The organism is Xenophilus arseniciresistens, from assembly GCF_028023875.1.
Lineage (GTDB): Bacteria > Pseudomonadota > Gammaproteobacteria > Burkholderiales > Burkholderiaceae_C > Xenophilus > Xenophilus arseniciresistens.
Map to the genome: position 1 here is coordinate 17,486 of NZ_JAQIPB010000001.1, position 14,765 is coordinate 32,250.

The 14,765-nt window shown below is 65.9% G+C and carries 13 protein-coding genes; 7 read left to right on the forward strand and 6 right to left on the reverse strand.

Going from position 1 to position 14,765, the window contains the following annotated elements:
• Positions 1 to 10 precede the first annotated feature (10 nt).
• Positions 11 to 451 carry a transcriptional regulator gene (locus tag PGB34_RS00095; RefSeq protein WP_271426030.1) on the reverse strand — a complete coding sequence of 147 codons (441 nt, stop codon included), beginning with the start codon at positions 449 to 451 and terminating at the stop codon, positions 11 to 13.
• Between the two features lie 95 nt (positions 452 to 546).
• On the opposite strand from PGB34_RS00095, the gene PGB34_RS00100 reads away from it, so the two are divergent.
• The 3 genes from PGB34_RS00100 to kynB all read left to right on the forward strand — a co-directional run bounded on the left by PGB34_RS00100 (position 547) and on the right by kynB (position 6,382).
• The gene (locus tag PGB34_RS00100) at positions 547 to 2,595 is read left to right on the forward strand and encodes a site-specific DNA-methyltransferase (RefSeq protein WP_271426031.1); all 2,049 of its coding nucleotides are present in this window, start codon (positions 547 to 549) and stop codon (positions 2,593 to 2,595) included.
• Positions 2,592 to 5,591, forward strand: coding sequence for a DEAD/DEAH box helicase family protein (locus PGB34_RS00105; RefSeq protein WP_271426032.1), 3,000 nt, complete (start codon positions 2,592 to 2,594; stop codon positions 5,589 to 5,591). The genes PGB34_RS00100 and PGB34_RS00105 overlap by 4 nt, the downstream gene beginning before the upstream one ends.
• A 134-nt stretch (positions 5,592 to 5,725) precedes the next feature.
• Entirely contained in the window at positions 5,726 to 6,382 is a 657-nt protein-coding gene (gene kynB / locus PGB34_RS00110) for an arylformamidase (protein ID WP_271426033.1), read from the forward strand.
• A 28-nt stretch (positions 6,383 to 6,410) separates the two neighbouring features.
• On the opposite strand, the gene PGB34_RS00115 is transcribed toward kynB, so the two are convergent.
• A complete protein-coding gene (locus PGB34_RS00115; RefSeq protein WP_271426034.1) occupies positions 6,411 to 6,794 on the reverse strand; it encodes a RidA family protein in 384 nt (127 codons plus the stop codon).
• Between the two features lie 173 nt (positions 6,795 to 6,967).
• Here PGB34_RS00115 and PGB34_RS00120 point away from each other — a divergent pair, with 173 nt between their 5' ends.
• Complete coding sequence (locus tag PGB34_RS00120; RefSeq protein ID WP_271426035.1) at positions 6,968 to 8,164, forward strand: amino acid aminotransferase; 1,197 nt, start codon at positions 6,968 to 6,970, stop codon at positions 8,162 to 8,164.
• Between the two features lie 89 nt (positions 8,165 to 8,253).
• Entirely contained in the window at positions 8,254 to 9,126 is an 873-nt protein-coding gene (gene kynA, locus PGB34_RS00125; RefSeq protein WP_271426036.1) for a tryptophan 2,3-dioxygenase, read from the forward strand.
• 15 nt (positions 9,127 to 9,141) lie between these two features.
• Here kynA and PGB34_RS00130 read toward each other — a convergent pair whose 3' ends face one another.
• The 3 genes from PGB34_RS00130 to PGB34_RS00140 all read right to left on the reverse strand — a co-directional run bounded on the left by PGB34_RS00130 (position 9,142) and on the right by PGB34_RS00140 (position 11,507).
• A complete protein-coding gene (locus tag PGB34_RS00130) occupies positions 9,142 to 9,999 on the reverse strand; it encodes an alpha/beta hydrolase (protein WP_408647821.1) in 858 nt (285 codons plus the stop codon).
• A gap of 340 nt (positions 10,000 to 10,339) precedes the next feature.
• Positions 10,340 to 10,948 carry an acyl-homoserine-lactone synthase gene (locus PGB34_RS00135; protein ID WP_271426038.1) on the reverse strand — a complete coding sequence of 203 codons (609 nt, stop codon included), beginning with the start codon at positions 10,946 to 10,948 and terminating at the stop codon, positions 10,340 to 10,342.
• A 169-nt stretch (positions 10,949 to 11,117) separates the two neighbouring features.
• Positions 11,118 to 11,507 (reverse strand): DUF4902 domain-containing protein, encoded by a 390-nt coding sequence (locus PGB34_RS00140; protein WP_271426039.1) that lies wholly within the window; start codon positions 11,505 to 11,507, stop codon positions 11,118 to 11,120.
• Positions 11,508 to 11,677: 170 nt separating this feature from the next.
• On the opposite strand from PGB34_RS00140, the gene PGB34_RS00145 reads away from it, so the two are divergent.
• Together PGB34_RS00145 and PGB34_RS00150 are read left to right on the forward strand one after the other, a co-directional pair.
• Entirely contained in the window at positions 11,678 to 12,391 is a 714-nt protein-coding gene (locus PGB34_RS00145; protein WP_271426040.1) for an autoinducer binding domain-containing protein, read from the forward strand.
• A gap of 206 nt (positions 12,392 to 12,597) precedes the next feature.
• Complete coding sequence (locus PGB34_RS00150; protein WP_271426041.1) at positions 12,598 to 13,362, forward strand: hypothetical protein; 765 nt, start codon at positions 12,598 to 12,600, stop codon at positions 13,360 to 13,362.
• A 143-nt stretch (positions 13,363 to 13,505) separates the two neighbouring features.
• Here PGB34_RS00150 and PGB34_RS00155 read toward each other — a convergent pair whose 3' ends face one another.
• A complete protein-coding gene (locus tag PGB34_RS00155) occupies positions 13,506 to 14,699 on the reverse strand; it encodes an FAD-dependent monooxygenase (RefSeq protein WP_271426042.1) in 1,194 nt (397 codons plus the stop codon).
• Between the last annotated feature and the right edge of the window lie 66 nt (positions 14,700 to 14,765).

The window sequence follows — 14,765 nt, forward strand, 5'->3', positions numbered from 1 at the left end:
TCGTCGGTATTCAGAGGAGTCGGCCGCGACTGGTGCTGCCTGCAGCGTCGACCTCAGTCTCGCCGCCGTGCACCTTGGCAAAAGTCAGGATGACCTCCCGGATCAGCTTGCGTTGCGGCGCAGGCAACTGCAGAAACGCGTCGAAGGTTTCGCGCTCCAGATAGCCAGCCCCATCGTCCCAGCGCTTTTGCTCGGCACGCAGATGGCGCAGCGTCCGCTCTCCAAAGCGCAAGGCGTGCGGCTCAACCTTCAGGCGGCGAGCCAGCTCCTGCAACTTGTCTTGCGTGGGAATCGCTTCGCCATTGAGCCACTTCCAGGCGGTCTGCCTGCGAACCGGCGCGCCTGACCAGCTCTTGTTGAACTCACGCTCCAGCACCACCGCACTCGGAGCCATGCGTTGCGCCTGCATCGCCGCCCGCAGCCGCTCGCTGAACTCCTGCTTTTCCGTCATGGCCTGCAAGGTAGCGATGGCATCGCAGCAACCATCCCTTACAGTTGACGTTATCTGTCCCTTTTCAGGTGACATTGATCGACTGTTGCGTCTTCATGCCCAAATCCCTGCTCGAACAACTCCCCGAAATCGTCGCCAACGGGCGCAAGCAAGCCGAAAAAATTCTGGAGGGGCTGGAAAGCCGGCAACGGGTGCGGCTGCAAACCCGTGAACTGGTGTTGCCTGCCCGTGATGCCGCCGCACAGGACTGGGTCACGGCGCAGAAGCGCGCGGCACAGCGCGAGGTGTTTGCACCGGGGCAAACCAGCTTGCTCCACAACCCGCAGGCGATGTTGGGCGACGGGGCCCAAACGTCAGCGGCTGAAGCGCCCTGGACCAACCGCCTGATCTACGGCGACAACCTGCTGGCCATGGCCGCGCTGCTGGCGGGCGATGAACACACGCCCAGCCTGCGCGGCAAGGTGGACCTGATCTATATCGATCCGCCCTTCGACTCCAAGGCGGACTACCGCACCAAGGTGTCGCTGCCAGGCGTGGAGCTGGAGCAGAAACCCACGGTGATCGAACAGTTCGCGTACAGCGACACCTGGTCAGATGGCACGGCGTCGTACCTGGCCATGATCACGCCGCGCCTGGTGCTGATGCGGGAGCTGCTGGCGGACACGGGATCGATTTACGTGCACCTGGATTGGCATGTGGGGCACTACGTGAAGCTGGTGATGGACGAAGTCTTCGGGAAGCGAAACTTTCGCAACGAGATTGTTTGGCACTATTCCGGCTGGAACAAGCAGCTTCAATCGAGCTTCGAAAAACGACACGACACGCTTTTCCTTTACGGGAAGACAGACGTTCAATACTTCGCCTCGTACTTTGAGCAGTGGGAGTCGAAGGATGAGTACGTAAAAAAGCGCAAACAAAAAGTGCTCTTTGATTCAGACGGACGCGACTACGTGTTGTCTGACGCTGGCAATGGTGAGCGGATCAAGCGCTACTTGGATGAGGTGATGAAAGAAGGCGTCGTTGTCGACGACGTTTGGCACATCGACAAATTGAACAACTCCGCAAAAGAGTCTGTTGGTTACTCAACTCAGAAAACGAAGGAGCTCCTTGGCCGCATCGTGCTGGCCTCATGCCCTGAGAACGGGTTGATCGCAGACTTCTTCGGCGGCTCTGGAACAACGGCAGCAACGGCAGAGGATTTGAATCGGCGCTGGATTACGTCGGACATCGGCAAGCCAGCAGCGATGATCATGCGCAAGCGCCTGATCGACCAGGAATCCAAGCCCTTCCTCTACCAAGCCATTGGCGACTACCAAGTCGAAGCCGCCAAGGTCGCCCTGGGTCGCGACTTCCGCATCGGCGACCTGTCGCAGATCGTGCTCTCTCTCTACGGCGCGCTGCCCCTACCGCCCGACGTGAATCCGCAGCGCAACCTGGGCCACATCGCCGGCATGGAACTGGGCGGCAAGCGCGGCAGCAAGACACTGGTGCTGGCCGATTCGCCCAACAAGCTTACCGGCACCGCCACCCTGAAAAAGGCCATCGCCCAGCGCGACAACCTGATGGGCGGCTGGGACCGTGTGGTGGTGCTGGGCTGGAACTTCGAGCCCAGCATCGGCGAGACCATCACCGCGCTCAACGACGCGCGGCTGGAGGTGCTGGTGATCCCCCCAGACCTGATGGACAAGCTCAAGAAAAAGGGCGGCATCGACAAGCTGCGCGGCCAGGTGCGCTTCTCGTCACTGCAGTACCTGACCTTGCACCCGGTGCAGCGCATTCGCAGCACCTTGAATGCAGACGAAGAAGCGCTGAACGTGCGACTGAAGAACTACGTGCTGTTGTCGCCCGAGGCCATCAACCTCGACGACGCCAACCGCGCCAAGTTGCAGGCGGTCGCCAACGCGGAGCCGCTGGCGCTGATCGAGTACTGGGCGGTGGACCCGGACTACGACGGCCAGGTGTTCCGCTCGGTCTGGCAGGACTACCGTGGCAACACCGCGAACGACGCCGACACGCTGCGCGTGGTGACGCATGCGCACCTGACGCTGCCCCTCAAAGCCGGGCCGCGCAAGGTCTGCGTGCGGGTGGTGGACGTCTTCGGCTTCGAAGCCGAAGTGGTGAGCACGGTGGAATCGGCGGCATGAGCAGCGCCATGAACCCCAAGGATGCCGAACACCCGTTGGCGCTCTCCATCGGCCTGACGGCGCGAACCAATGCGCTGTGCCTGGGGCTGGAAAGCGGCGCGGCCGAGGTGCTGGAGCTGGTGACGCCCACCACCGCAGAACTGCTGAGCTGGTGGTTTGGCGAGGACATGGTGGTGGCGCGCGGGGGTTTGAACTTCCATGCGGGCCAGAAGCAGGCGATCCTGAACGCCATCGTGGCGCACGAGGTGCTGGGTGCGGAGCATGCGACATGGGGTCTGCTCGATCTGTATCAGGCCGCCGCGCCCGACGCGCTTCTGGTCGGCAACCGCATGACGGAGGTGTCGGCCCCCAAACACGCGCACCCCAAGTACTGCTTCAAGATGGCCACAGGCACCGGCAAGACCTGGGTGCTGCAGGCCCTGATGATCTGGCAGTTGCTAAACAAGACGGCCGCGCAGGAGGCCGGCGTGGACGACGCGCGCTTCACCCGCCACTTCATGGTGGTGGCGCCCGGGCTGATCGTGTACGAGCGCCTGCTCGATGCCTTCTGCGGCAAGCTGGTGGCGGCGTCCGACGGCACGGTGAGCGGTTCTCGCAACTTCGCCTCGTCGGACATCGCGCAGTTTTCCGAACTGTTCATCCCAGAAGCCTATCGCGAGCGCGTGTTCGCTTTTGTGCGCGGCAATGTCTGCAGCAAGAACGAGATCGGTTTGAAGACCACCGGCAACGGCATGATCGCGATCACCAACTGGCACTTGCTGGCAGAGGGCGAGGTGGTGGACGAGTCCGAAGAAGAGGTGCTCGCGCCCGGCGCACCGCTGGCGCCAGAACAGGTGGTCGGCACCGTGCTGCCGCTGACGCCGGGCCGCGCCACCGGCAACAGCCTGGACGTGCTGGACCGGCGCTGGGCGCGCGGCAATGTGCTCTCGTTCCTGGCAGAGTTGCCAGAGTTGATGGTGTTCAACGACGAGGCGCACCACATCCACGAGTTCAAGCGCGAAGGCGAGACCACCGAGGTGGAATGGCAGAAGAGCCTGAGCCGCATTGCAGAAAGCAAAGGCCGGCGTTTCGTGCAGGTGGACTTTTCGGCCACGCCGTACAACGACGTGGGCAGCGGCAAGAACAAGCGCAAGCTGTACTTCCCGCACATCGTGACGGACTTCGACCTCAAGGCCGCCATGCGTGCCGGCTTGGTGAAGTCGCTCGTGCTCGACCGCCGCAAAGAAATCGGCGCACTGCCGCTGGAGTTCAAGGCCGAGCGCGACGAGAACGGCAACCCCAGCCTGAGCGAAGGACAGCGCGTGATGCTGCGCGCCGGTCTGAAAAAGCTGCGCAAGCTGGAAGCAGACTTCTCAGCGCTCGACCCTCAGCGCTACCCGAAGATGCTGGTGGTGTGTGAAGACACCACGGTGTCACCGTTGGTCGCGCAGTTCCTGCAGGAGCAGGAAGGGCTGGATGCCGACGAAGTGATGACCATCGATTCAGGCAAGAAGGCCGAGCTGGGCGAGAAAGACTGGGCACCGGTGCGCGAGCGCCTGTTCAGCGTCGACCGCCATGCCACGCCCCGCGTGATCGTCAGCGTGCTGATGCTGCGCGAGGGCTTCGACGTCAGCAACATCTGCGTGATCGTGCCGCTTCGCTCGTCTCAGGCGCAGATCCTGCTGGAGCAAACCATTGGCCGCGGCCTGCGCCTGATGTGGCGCGACCCGGAGTACAGCGACATCAAGCGCGAGAACCGCGAGCGCATCAATGCCGGGCAGGAGCCGGGCAGCCTGATCGATGTGCTGTCGATCGTGGAGCATCCGGCGTTTCAGAGCTTCTACGACGAGCTCTTGACAGAGGGTCTGGCCGGCACGACGGGCGACGACTCCGACGACAGCAGTGCCGCAGGCGATGTGATCGCGGCCGACTTGCGCGAAGGCTTCCAGACTTTCGACTTCGGCATTCCGTTCATCCTGCAGGAGACGGACGAACTGCGCGACCACCAACCGCTGGACATCGACACCCTGCCGCCCTTCAGCACCATGAGCCTGCAGTCCTTGACGGGCCTACTAGGCAAGGGCGACACTTTCATCTCGCAGGATTTGCAAAGCGCCACCCTGTTCGGCGACTACCGCGTGGACGGCGCGGTGATGAACGTCGGCGGCTACAACGACTACCTCTCGCGCCTCACGCGTCGCATCAGTCAGGCGTTGCATGAGCCGCTGCCCAAAGGCAACAAGATCGCGACTCACCTGGCCAAGCCATACCTGCAAGTCAATACGGCCGACCTCACCGGTTGGCTGGACGACTATGTCTGGACGCGCCTCTTTGACGCTGCGTTCAACCCGCTGGGTCAGGACCACGGCGGCGAGAACTGGCGCGTGCTATTGCTTCAGCCGGTGGTGGACCACATCACCAAGGTGTTTGCGATGGCGCTGCTGGCGGCGGAGGAAACGCTGACCACCGGGGCGGTGGACGTGCAGGCCCGGCATTTGTCGGATGTGCCGCGCCTCATGGTGCGCGAGGCACATTCGGTGCCCGTGTCCAAGTGCATCTACACCCGCCTGGGCTGGCCAGCGCGCAATGGCGGACTGGAGCGCACCTTCATCCATTGGGCGCAGGCCGATGCCCAGGTGCTGGCCTTCTGCAAGATCAGCGAGAACCGCCACACTTTTGCGCGGCTGCGCTACGTGAAGGACGACGGCTTGCCGGCGTTCTATTCACCCGATTTTCTGGTACGCACGGCAGACGCGATTTATCTGGTCGAGACCAAGGCGCAGCAGCAGGTGATGCATCCGAATGTGCAGCGCAAGCTGAAAGCGGCCATGGGCTGGTGCGAACGCATCAATGGCCTGCCGGCTGAGCACCGCCAAGGCTTGCCCTGGCACTATGTGCTGCTGGGCGAAGACGCGGTGCATGAATGGCAGCAGAAGGGGGCTCACCTTGCGGAGTTGCTGGAGTTCGCGCGACTGCGGCCGCTGGCGAGCGCGTCGGCCCAAGTCAGCTTGATCTAAGTTTGTCGACTGCGCTTCGTTGGCGCCCCTCATGGGCCAACGACCTCGGTGACGCGGGACCCTTGCGCGATTGCCGAGGTGGCGTTGGAACAAACCGACACCACGCGGGCGCGCGGTGCGCTAAGTTCCAGCCCATGTCTTTGCCCTTCTCCGGTCCCAAGCCCCTCCTCTGGGACATTTCCCCGCCTGTACACGCCGCCACGCCCGTGTTCCCCGGCGACACGCCCTATCAGCAGAAGTGGGCCGCCAGCATAGGCCCGGGCTGCCCCGTCAACGTCAGCGAGATCACGCTCTCGCCGCATGTGGGTGCGCATGCCGACGCGCCGCTGCACTACAGCGAAGGCGGCGCCAGCATCGGCGACACCGATCTCGCGCCCTTTCTCGGCCCCTGCCGGGTGATCCATGCGATAGGCTGCGGCCCGCTGATCGAATGGGCGCACATCGCGCACGCCATCGACGACACCCTGCCTGCGCGCGTGCTGGTGCGCACCTATGCACGCATGCCCGTGGACCGCTGGGACCCGCAGCTGGCCGCCTACGCGCCGGCCACCGTGCAGGCACTGGCCGAGCGCGGCGTGCGGCTGATCGGCATCGACACGGCCAGCATCGACCCGGCCGACAGCAAGCAGCTGCCCAGCCACATGACCATCCGGCGCCACGACATGCGCGTGCTGGAGAACCTCGTGCTCGATGCGGTGGACGAAGGCGACTACGAGCTGATCGCGCTGCCGCTGAAGCTGGTGACGGCCGACGCTTCGCCCGTGCGGGCAGTGCTGCGCGCGCTGCGCTGAGCCGCTGCCGCCAGCGGCCCGCCGTGGCTCAGCCTTGCGCCAGCATGGCGTACGCCACGATCTCGATCTTCATGCCCGGCACCACCAGCGCGGCCACGGCGGCACTGGAGCGGTTGGGGTATGGCGCCTCGAAGAACTCGCGGTAGACCGCATCGATGGCCGGCATGTCCTTCACATCGGTCATGTAGATCAGCACCTGCGTCACATCGGCCAATGTGCCGCCCGCGTTTTCCAGCGTGCGGCGCAGGTTGCCAAAAGTCAGGCGCGTCTGGGCCTCGATGCTTCCGGTGTCGATGCTGCCGTCCTGGCGCACCGGGCCGTGGGCCGTGAACAGCATGGCGCCCGTGGCCTTGACGGCCCAGGAGAACGGTTGCTTCAGGGGCGGCAAGCCGGCATCTATCACTTGCTTCATGGGCTGAGAATCCTTGAATGTGTTCCTTTGATAAAACGGGGGACAAAATTTGGATTGGGCGTTGCAAATAACCGACACCATGCCATTTTTTGCAGTGTTAACTTCCCCGCCACTCGCCCTCGACAAGCGATCTGACAAACACATCCATCCCTCTTCCACTACCGCGAGCTTCCATGTTCCAGCACGTTCCAGCCTACCCCGGTGACCCGATTCTCTCCTTGATGGAGGACTTCCAGGCCGACCCGCGCCCCAACAAGGTCAGCCTGAGCATCGGCATCTACTTCGACGACGAAGGCAGGCTGCCCGTGATGTCGGCCGTGCGCAAGGCCGAAACCACGCTCTTGCAGAACATCGGACCGCGCTCGTACCTGCCCATGGAAGGCATGGCCGCGTATCGCCTGGCCGTGCAGAAGCTGGTCTTCGGCGCGCAGCACGAAGCCGTGACCAGCGGCCGCATCGCCACCTTGCAGACGCTGGGCGGCTCCGGCGGCCTGAAGGTCGGCGGCGACTTCCTGCGCCGCTATTTCGGCGATTCGCAGGTCTGGGTCAGCGACCCGACCTGGGAAAACCACAAGGCTTTGTTCGAAGGCGCGGGCTTCAAGGTCAACACCTACCCCTACTACGACGATGCCACGGGCGGCCTGCGCTTCGAGGACATGCTGGCCACCTTCAAGCAGTTGCCCAAGCAGAGCATCGTGCTGCTGCATGCCAGCTGCCACAACCCGACGGGCGTGGACCTGTCACAGGACCAGTGGCGCACGCTGATCCCCGTGATCGCCGAACGTGAGCTGATCCCCTACGTGGACATCGCCTACCAGGGCTTCGGCGACGGCGTGGACGCCGATGCCTTTGCCGTGCGTTCGCTGGCCGATGCGGGCGTGCGCTTCTTCGTCTCCAACTCCTTCTCCAAGAGCTTCTCGCTGTACGGAGAGCGCTGCGGCGGCCTGTCGGTCGTGTGCAAGGACAAGGAAGAAGCCGATCGCGTGCTGGGCCAGCTCAAGTCGGCCGTGCGGGCCAATTACTCCAGCCCGCCCACGCATGGCGCGCGCCTGGTGACGCAGGTGCTGGACAACCCCGAGCTGCGCGCCGAATGGGAAGCCGAGCTGGGCGACATGCGCGCCCGCATCAAGGACATGCGCGAGCGCCTGTATGCCGCACTGAACGCGCGCTTCGAAGGCAAGCGCGATTTCAACTACTTCCTGACCCAGCGCGGCATGTTCAGCTACACGGGCCTGACGCCCAAGCAGGTGGACCGCCTGCGTACCGAGCATGGCGTGTACCTGGTGCGCTCGGGCCGCATGTGCATCGCCGGCCTGTCGACCAAGAACGTCGACACCGTGGCCCAGGCCGTCGCCGCCGTTCTGGCCTAAGCCTTGCAACGAACTGCTCCACGCAGCCCCCGGTCTTGGCCGCGGGGCCCGCGGAGCACTGCGCCACGCCAACGCCAAGAGGTGACCCCATGACCTGCCCCCACGACCCCGGCGCCCGCCGGCCCGAAGACATCGTCCACGAAGAAAAGGCGCAGCTCGACTTCAGCAAATCGATGAGCTATGGCGACTACCTGCACCTGGACGAGGTGCTGAACGCGCAGCATCCGCTCTCGCCCGCGCACGACGAGATGCTCTTCATCGTGCAGCACCAGACCAGCGAACTGTGGATGAAGCTGATGCTGCACGAACTGCGCGCGGCCATCCTGGCCATTGCCAATCCGTCGGAGAACACCAAGCCCGAGGCCTTCAAGATGCTGGCGCGCGTCTCGCGCATCATGGAGCAACTGGTCAATGCCTGGACCGTGCTGTCGACCATGACGCCGCCCGAGTACACGGCCATGCGCCCCTACCTCGCCAACTCCAGCGGCTTCCAGAGCGCGCAGTACCGCTGCATCGAGTTCGCGCTGGGCAACAAGAACGCGGCCATGCTCAAGCCGCACGCACACCGCCCCGAGCTGCTGGCGCAGGTGGAAGCCGCCTGGCGCGCGCCTTCTCTGTACGACGAGGCCCTGCGCCTGATGGCGCGCCAGGGCATTCCCGTGCCCGCCGACCGGCTGGAGCGCGACTGGACCCAGCCCTACGAGGCCAGCGCCGGTGTGGAACAGGCCTGGCTGACGGTGTACCGCGACCCGCACGCGCACTGGGACCTGTACCAACTGGGCGAAAAGCTCACCGACATCGAGGATGCCTTCCGCCTCTGGCGCTTCCGCCATGTCACCACCGTGGAACGCGTGATCGGCTTCAAGCGCGGCACGGGCGGCACGGGCGGCGTGAGCTATCTGCGCAAGATGCTGGACGTGGTGCTGTTTCCGGAGATCTGGACGCTGCGCACGGCCCTGTGATCTGGCGAGGAGGCCTCAAGGGCCATCGGCGGCTCGGGGCGCATCGACGAAGGCCCGCACGTCGTCCAGCACCGGTCCGGCCCAGCGCAGGGGCCATGCCAGCGCACCGATCAAGGTCACGTGGCTGGCTCGTGGGTACAGGCGCAGCGTGACCGGCACGCCTGCCGCACGCAGGCGTTGCGCCATCGCCTGCGCATTGCGCTCCGGGCTCACCAGCGGGTCATCGCTGGCCGCGCCCAGAAAAGTGGGTGGCGCATCCGCGGGCGCAAAGCCGATGGGCTGTGAGCGCGGCGGATAGTCGGGATGGAAGAACACCGGCTGCACGTCGGGGTTCTCAGTCGGGTAGAAGTCATAAGGACCCGCCAGGCCGATCCAGCCGGCCAGTGCCTGGGGCCGCTGCCCTTCGGCCCGCAGCCAGCGCGCGTCCAGCGCAACCATCGCCGCGTTGTAGGCGCCAGCGCTATGCCCCATGAGGAACACGCGCCCGGGGTCGGCCCCCAGTCGCCGGGCCTGGCTCAGCCCATAGGCCACGGCCTTGGCGCTGTCGGCCACGAAATCCGGATAACGCACTTCGGGATAGAGCCGGTAGTCGGCCACCAGCACCTGCATGCCCTTCGTCGCCAGAGCCGCGCCCACGAAACGGTAGTCACCCCGTTCGCCGCTGCGCCAGGTGCCGCCGTACAGAAACACCACCATCGGCCAGCCCCGCGCGGGCGCGGCCGCCGTGGGCGTGTAGATGTCCAGCTTCTGCCGCGGCAGCGGCCCATAGGGCACGTCAGTCTGCAGGGTGTAGGCGCTGCCATGCGCCGACAAGGTGTTGAGGGCGCCGGTACCCGAACAGCCGCCCAGCAAGGCCAGGGCGAGGCCCGCCATCCACGCGCCCAGCCACCCGCGATTCAACGCGTTCACGATCCTGCGATGCACTGCCACGCCAGGCTCCTGTCGTCGTGCTGCCGCCCTCGGGGGCAGCCCGCAAGGCGACATGCCTGCGGCTCGTGCGCTGTACGTCAGGAAGGAGGCGCCGGATCACTTGCGTGCCGCGCCCGCAGGCTCAGAAGGTGTGAATGAATCCCGCGTGGCCGAGCAGACCGTCCAGAGGTGCGCCATCGAGGCGCAAAGCGCAGCCATAGCTCGGGCTATGGCGAGCATTTGCAACGATGAGGGCGCGCCTCTGGGCGGGATGAGCGGACATGTGGGGTTCGTTCACACCTTCTCAGTGCGCGAGTTCGACGCGATCGCGCTCCAGCTGAGCCAGGCAAGCCGGGTCGGTCGTGTCGATCCAGCACGCGAAGATGGGATGGCCGCCCATCAATTGCGGCGGGCCGGCACGGTGTGAGCGGTAGCCGCCGCGCCGCAGCAGGCGCTCGATGCCCAGCGGCGAGACGGTGATCACGCGCTCGGCGCCCTGGGCCCTTGCCGCCTCCAGCGAGGCCGCCAGCAGCGAAGCCGCCACGTAGGCCGAGAACTGGCCCATGGCATTGCCCACCGGCTTGCCGAAGTCCACCGCCGCAAAGCGCGACAGTTCCCAGACGCGCTCGTCCCGGGGCGGCTCGGCGCCGGCCAGCAGCTCGGGGAAGACTTCGCCCAGCAGGTAGGGCCGGGTGGTCGGCAGCAGCCGCGCGGTGCCGATCACGGCGCCCGCCTCGTCGCGCGCCACCACGTAGAGCGTGTCTTCGCGGTCGAACTGGTCGCGCTCGATGCCGGGCTCGTCGAGCAGCAGCTCCCACTTGAGCATCTCGACGAAAACCTTGTGGCGGTAGCGGCCGATTTCTTCAAAGAGCTGGGGAGCGATGTCGCCGCAGCGACCTGTGAGCATTTGCATGATTGGAGCCGAGTGGTTGTATCCATTCATTGCAGCTCCACCGGCCCGCAGAAGAAACTACCAAGTCTGATAGTTGCGCTCCGCCCCGCCGCGGGCCCCGCAGGGGTCAACAGCGTCTGGCGGCTCAGGCCGCACGCGCGATCAGCGCGTCATCAAAAGGCGGTTGCGCTCAGTTCACATGTTTTTGACAAACCGCCTCGAAAGCCGGCGAAGCCCAGTCGATGCGATCGATGAAGGCCGCCAGCCATTGAAGGTTGTGCTCCCAGGGCAGCGGACGCAGGCTCTCGTCCAGCACCTGGATATTGGTGCGCGGCAAGCCGCGGCGCATGACCCTGGGCCGCTCCGCGCCTGCAAGCAGTTGCCAGTCCCAGCCCAGCGTCAGCGTCCTGGCCTGCGGACTCACCCACTCGGTGTAGCCCGACAAGGTGGCCAGCCGGCCACAGTCCTGGGCTGCACTGAGATCGTCGTCATCGGTGCCCGACCACAGGTGCTCCAGGGGCAGGGCTTCGAGCTCGGCCTGGCGCAGGTGCAGCAGGCCGTCCTGGATGGGGGAAGTCATGTCGCGCCTCCTCGAGGACCGAAAAGTTCATTCGCCGGGACGCTCGGCAGATAGAAACATTTGGTGTAAATTGAATGCCGTCGATTTTTCTTGCCGCGCATGCGGCGCCCCGGGGCACCGCTCGGGGCTCCTCCACGCGCCTTGTCACGCATCCACCCAGCAGGCCCTTCGTGCAATCCTTTGCCGAGAATCTTCTGGTCGCCCTGGACCGCGCCACCGATGAGGCCGTGGTCTTCCAGGCCCTGCTGCGCGCCGCGCGCGAGCTGGGCTTCGACCATTGCGCCTATGGCCTGCGGCTGGCCATTCCGGTTTCCAACCCCAAGGTGCTGACGCTCAACAACTACTCCGAGCAATGGCAGCGGCGCTACATGGAAGCCGGCTACCTGCAGGTGGACCCGAGCGTGCGGCTGGGCCATCTGAGCCAGCAGCCGCTGATCTGGACCGACGAGATGTTTGCTGGCACGCCGCAGTTCTGGGAGGAAGCGCGCAGCGCCGGCCTGTGCGTGGGCTGGGCGCAATCGAGCCTGGATGGCTTTGGCGTGGGGGGCATGCTCACCTTGTCGCGAGGGGGCGACCCCTTCTCTGCGCAGGAGCTGCGCGAGAACGAGACCAAGATGCGCTGGCTGGTGCAATCGGCGCACCTTTCGCTGTCGCGGCTGATGCAGAGCCGCTACGTGCCGCCACAGGAAGAGGCCCTGACCGCGCGCGAGGTCGAAGTGCTCAAGTGGACGGCTGACGGCAAGACGGCCGCAGACATCGGCGACATCCTGGCCATCTCGATCCCCACGGTCAATTTCCATATCAAGAACGCAGTGCAGAAGCTGAAGGTCGCCAACAAGACGGCGGCCGTGGTCCAGGCGCTGATGCGCGGCCTGCTGCACTGACGCTTCGCCGATCAAGACACAGTCCCCCGGCCAGGCGGCACGGGGACTCCGGCCTCCCCGCCGGGAAGCCGTCCAGCCCCCATCTTCCGGTCGCATGTGGTGGACATGAATGTCATTGTGCGGTCGCAAAGCGGGCCGCGCACCCCTCGGGCACCTGTCAAAGCTGGTAGGTCACAGCGCAGGCGGATTGGCTTTCAATAGCGCGCATGACCATGGCCGACGTTTTCTCCAGCGCCCACATCAGCGTGCACCTGGCTTCGGACTCGCTGATCGCCTGCGAAGTGCAGCGCCGGTGGGGCCTGCGGCGCCTGACGCGCACCGCCAGCTTCTCCTTCCATCGCGGCGAGCGTTCACAGGCCATGCAGCGCCTGGGGGCCTGGATCGGCGATGCGCCTGCGCGTCGCACGCTGGGCTGGGTCATCGGCCCCAGCGAAGCCCAGTACTTCGTGCTGCCCTGGTCCCCCGAGGCCGTGGACCTCAGCCTGCGCGACAGCTACGCCCGTGCACGCTATGAGCAGCTCTACGAGCGCGACGCCCGCACCGCGGCTTTCTCCTTCGCGACGCCGGCCGCCAGTGGCGAGCAGGTGGTGTCCTGCATTCCGCTGGCGCTGAATGCCGAGCTGCATGCCCATGCCAGGGCGGCCGGCTGCACCCTGCACAGCATCAAGCCCTCATTGGTCGCCGTGTGGCAGCGCTTTCGCGACGTGCTTGAATCGGAGCAAGGCACTTTGTACCTGCTGGACGGCGACCAGCAGGCCATCGTGCATCACAACAAGCGCCGCATCCACCATGTCGAAGTGGCGCGGCTGCGGCCTGGCCTTTCCCTGCGCGAAGCCGGCGCAGGCGTCCTGCGCCGCTTCTCCAACCTCGACCTGCCACGCGCGGCCACCGATCTGCAGCTGCCCCGCTGGCGCGGCAGCGAAGAGGCGCAGGATTCGCGCTACGCCTTTGCGCTGTGCGGCGCGTACTAGACGCAACACCCCCCAGGCCGCTTCGCGGCTCCCCCCTCTCCTGCGGGAGGGGGGCGCACCCGGAGGACTGGCGGAGCCAGATTCTCGGGTGCCCTGAGTTGGCGCCCTCCTGCATAGCGTGACGGACTACGCGCCGGCCTTCTCTACCCAGCGTAAAGCCAAGGTACATCCAACACGCGCTGTCCGCCCACCCGCATGGCCAGGTCGCGGCCCAGGCGCAAGGGGCCGGTGGCATGGAAGATGCGCGCGTTGCGGCGGGCTCTTGCCTGTACGCGGGCGTTGCGGGCCCAGCGCTGCTGCGCATAGCGTGACAGGGCCGCGGGCAGCCCGGCGCGGCTGCAGTCCTTGAGTTCGGCCGCCAGGCTCACGGCGTCCTCGATGGCCATGCCGGCGCCCTGCGCCAGATAGGGCAGCATGGGATGCGCGGCATCGCCGAGCAAGGCGATGCGTTCATGCGCCATCTGGGCCGGTCCGCTCAGCGGCGCACGGTCATGCAGCGTCCAGGCGCGCCAGGCTGGCACCGCCTCCAGCAAAGCCTGCAGGCTTGCGGCACGCACCTGGCCGGTGGCCTTGCGCAGCACGGCCTGGGTGGATGCCTGATTCCAGTCCCTGGCATCGGCCATCTCATCTGCCTCGGCCAGCACCACCACATTGAGAAAGTCGCCGGCCCGCACGGGATAGGCCACCCCATGCAGCCGCGCGCCCAGCCAGACCTGGATGCAGTCGCTGCGCAGCGCCTCTGGCAGTTGGGCCTGGGGCAGCAAGGCACGCCACGCGGTGTGGCCGGTGCGGTGGGGCGGCGTGTCGGCTTCCATCACGTGCTGACGGGTGCTGCTCCAAAGACCGTCTGCCCCCACCAGCGCATCGGCCTCCCAGGCGCGCGCATCGTCGGCTGCCGCGCACACCAGCTCGCCGCCGCGCGTGGCGATGCGCGAGATGCGCACGCCCGTGTGCAGGCCCACCTGCTGCAGGCCCTGCGCCTGGATGGCGCCCAACAGCAGCGCATGCAGATCGGCGCGATGGACGCAGAAATACGGCGCGCCATAGCGCTGCGTGCGCGAGGCATCGAAGGGCATCTGCGCCAGCTCGGCATCGCTTTGCGCGCTGCGGATCACCAGCCGCCTGGGGCTGGCCGCGATGCCCTGCAAGCCTGATTGCAGGCCCAGTGCATGCAGCCGTCGAACCGCGTTGGAGCCGAGCTGGATGCCGGCGCCGAATGCCTCGAAGGCCGGCGCCTGCTCCAGCACCTCCACCCGATGGCCGTCGCGCCCCAGCGCCAGCGCGGCCGCCAGGCCGCCGATGCCTGCGCCGACGACCAGAACTTGCAATCCACTCATGCGCCGATCATGCCTGAGCGCATGGGAACTTGAGCGTGGGACGTGCGGGGTTCGCGGGCGCCGGAG

Bases quoted from the DNA above. Each gene is read 5' to 3' on its own strand.
- PGB34_RS00095 (WP_271426030.1), bottom strand. From the start codon at position 451: ATGACGGAAAAGCAGGAGTTCAGCGAGCGGCTGCGGGCGGCGATGCAG.
- PGB34_RS00100 (WP_271426031.1), top strand. From the start codon at position 547: ATGCCCAAATCCCTGCTCGAACAACTCCCCGAAATCGTCGCCAACGGG.
- PGB34_RS00105 (WP_271426032.1), top strand. From the start codon at position 2,592: ATGAGCAGCGCCATGAACCCCAAGGATGCCGAACACCCGTTGGCGCTC.
- kynB (WP_271426033.1), top strand. From the start codon at position 5,726: ATGTCTTTGCCCTTCTCCGGTCCCAAGCCCCTCCTCTGGGACATTTCC.
- PGB34_RS00115 (WP_271426034.1), bottom strand. From the start codon at position 6,794: ATGAAGCAAGTGATAGATGCCGGCTTGCCGCCCCTGAAGCAACCGTTC.
- PGB34_RS00120 (WP_271426035.1), top strand. From the start codon at position 6,968: ATGTTCCAGCACGTTCCAGCCTACCCCGGTGACCCGATTCTCTCCTTG.
- kynA (WP_271426036.1), top strand. From the start codon at position 8,254: ATGACCTGCCCCCACGACCCCGGCGCCCGCCGGCCCGAAGACATCGTC.
- PGB34_RS00130 (WP_408647821.1), bottom strand. From the start codon at position 9,999: ATGGCGGGCCTCGCCCTGGCCTTGCTGGGCGGCTGTTCGGGTACCGGC.
- PGB34_RS00135 (WP_271426038.1), bottom strand. From the start codon at position 10,948: ATGCAAATGCTCACAGGTCGCTGCGGCGACATCGCTCCCCAGCTCTTT.
- PGB34_RS00140 (WP_271426039.1), bottom strand. From the start codon at position 11,507: ATGACTTCCCCCATCCAGGACGGCCTGCTGCACCTGCGCCAGGCCGAG.
- PGB34_RS00150 (WP_271426041.1), top strand. From the start codon at position 12,598: ATGACCATGGCCGACGTTTTCTCCAGCGCCCACATCAGCGTGCACCTG.
- PGB34_RS00155 (WP_271426042.1), bottom strand. From the start codon at position 14,699: ATGAGTGGATTGCAAGTTCTGGTCGTCGGCGCAGGCATCGGCGGCCTG.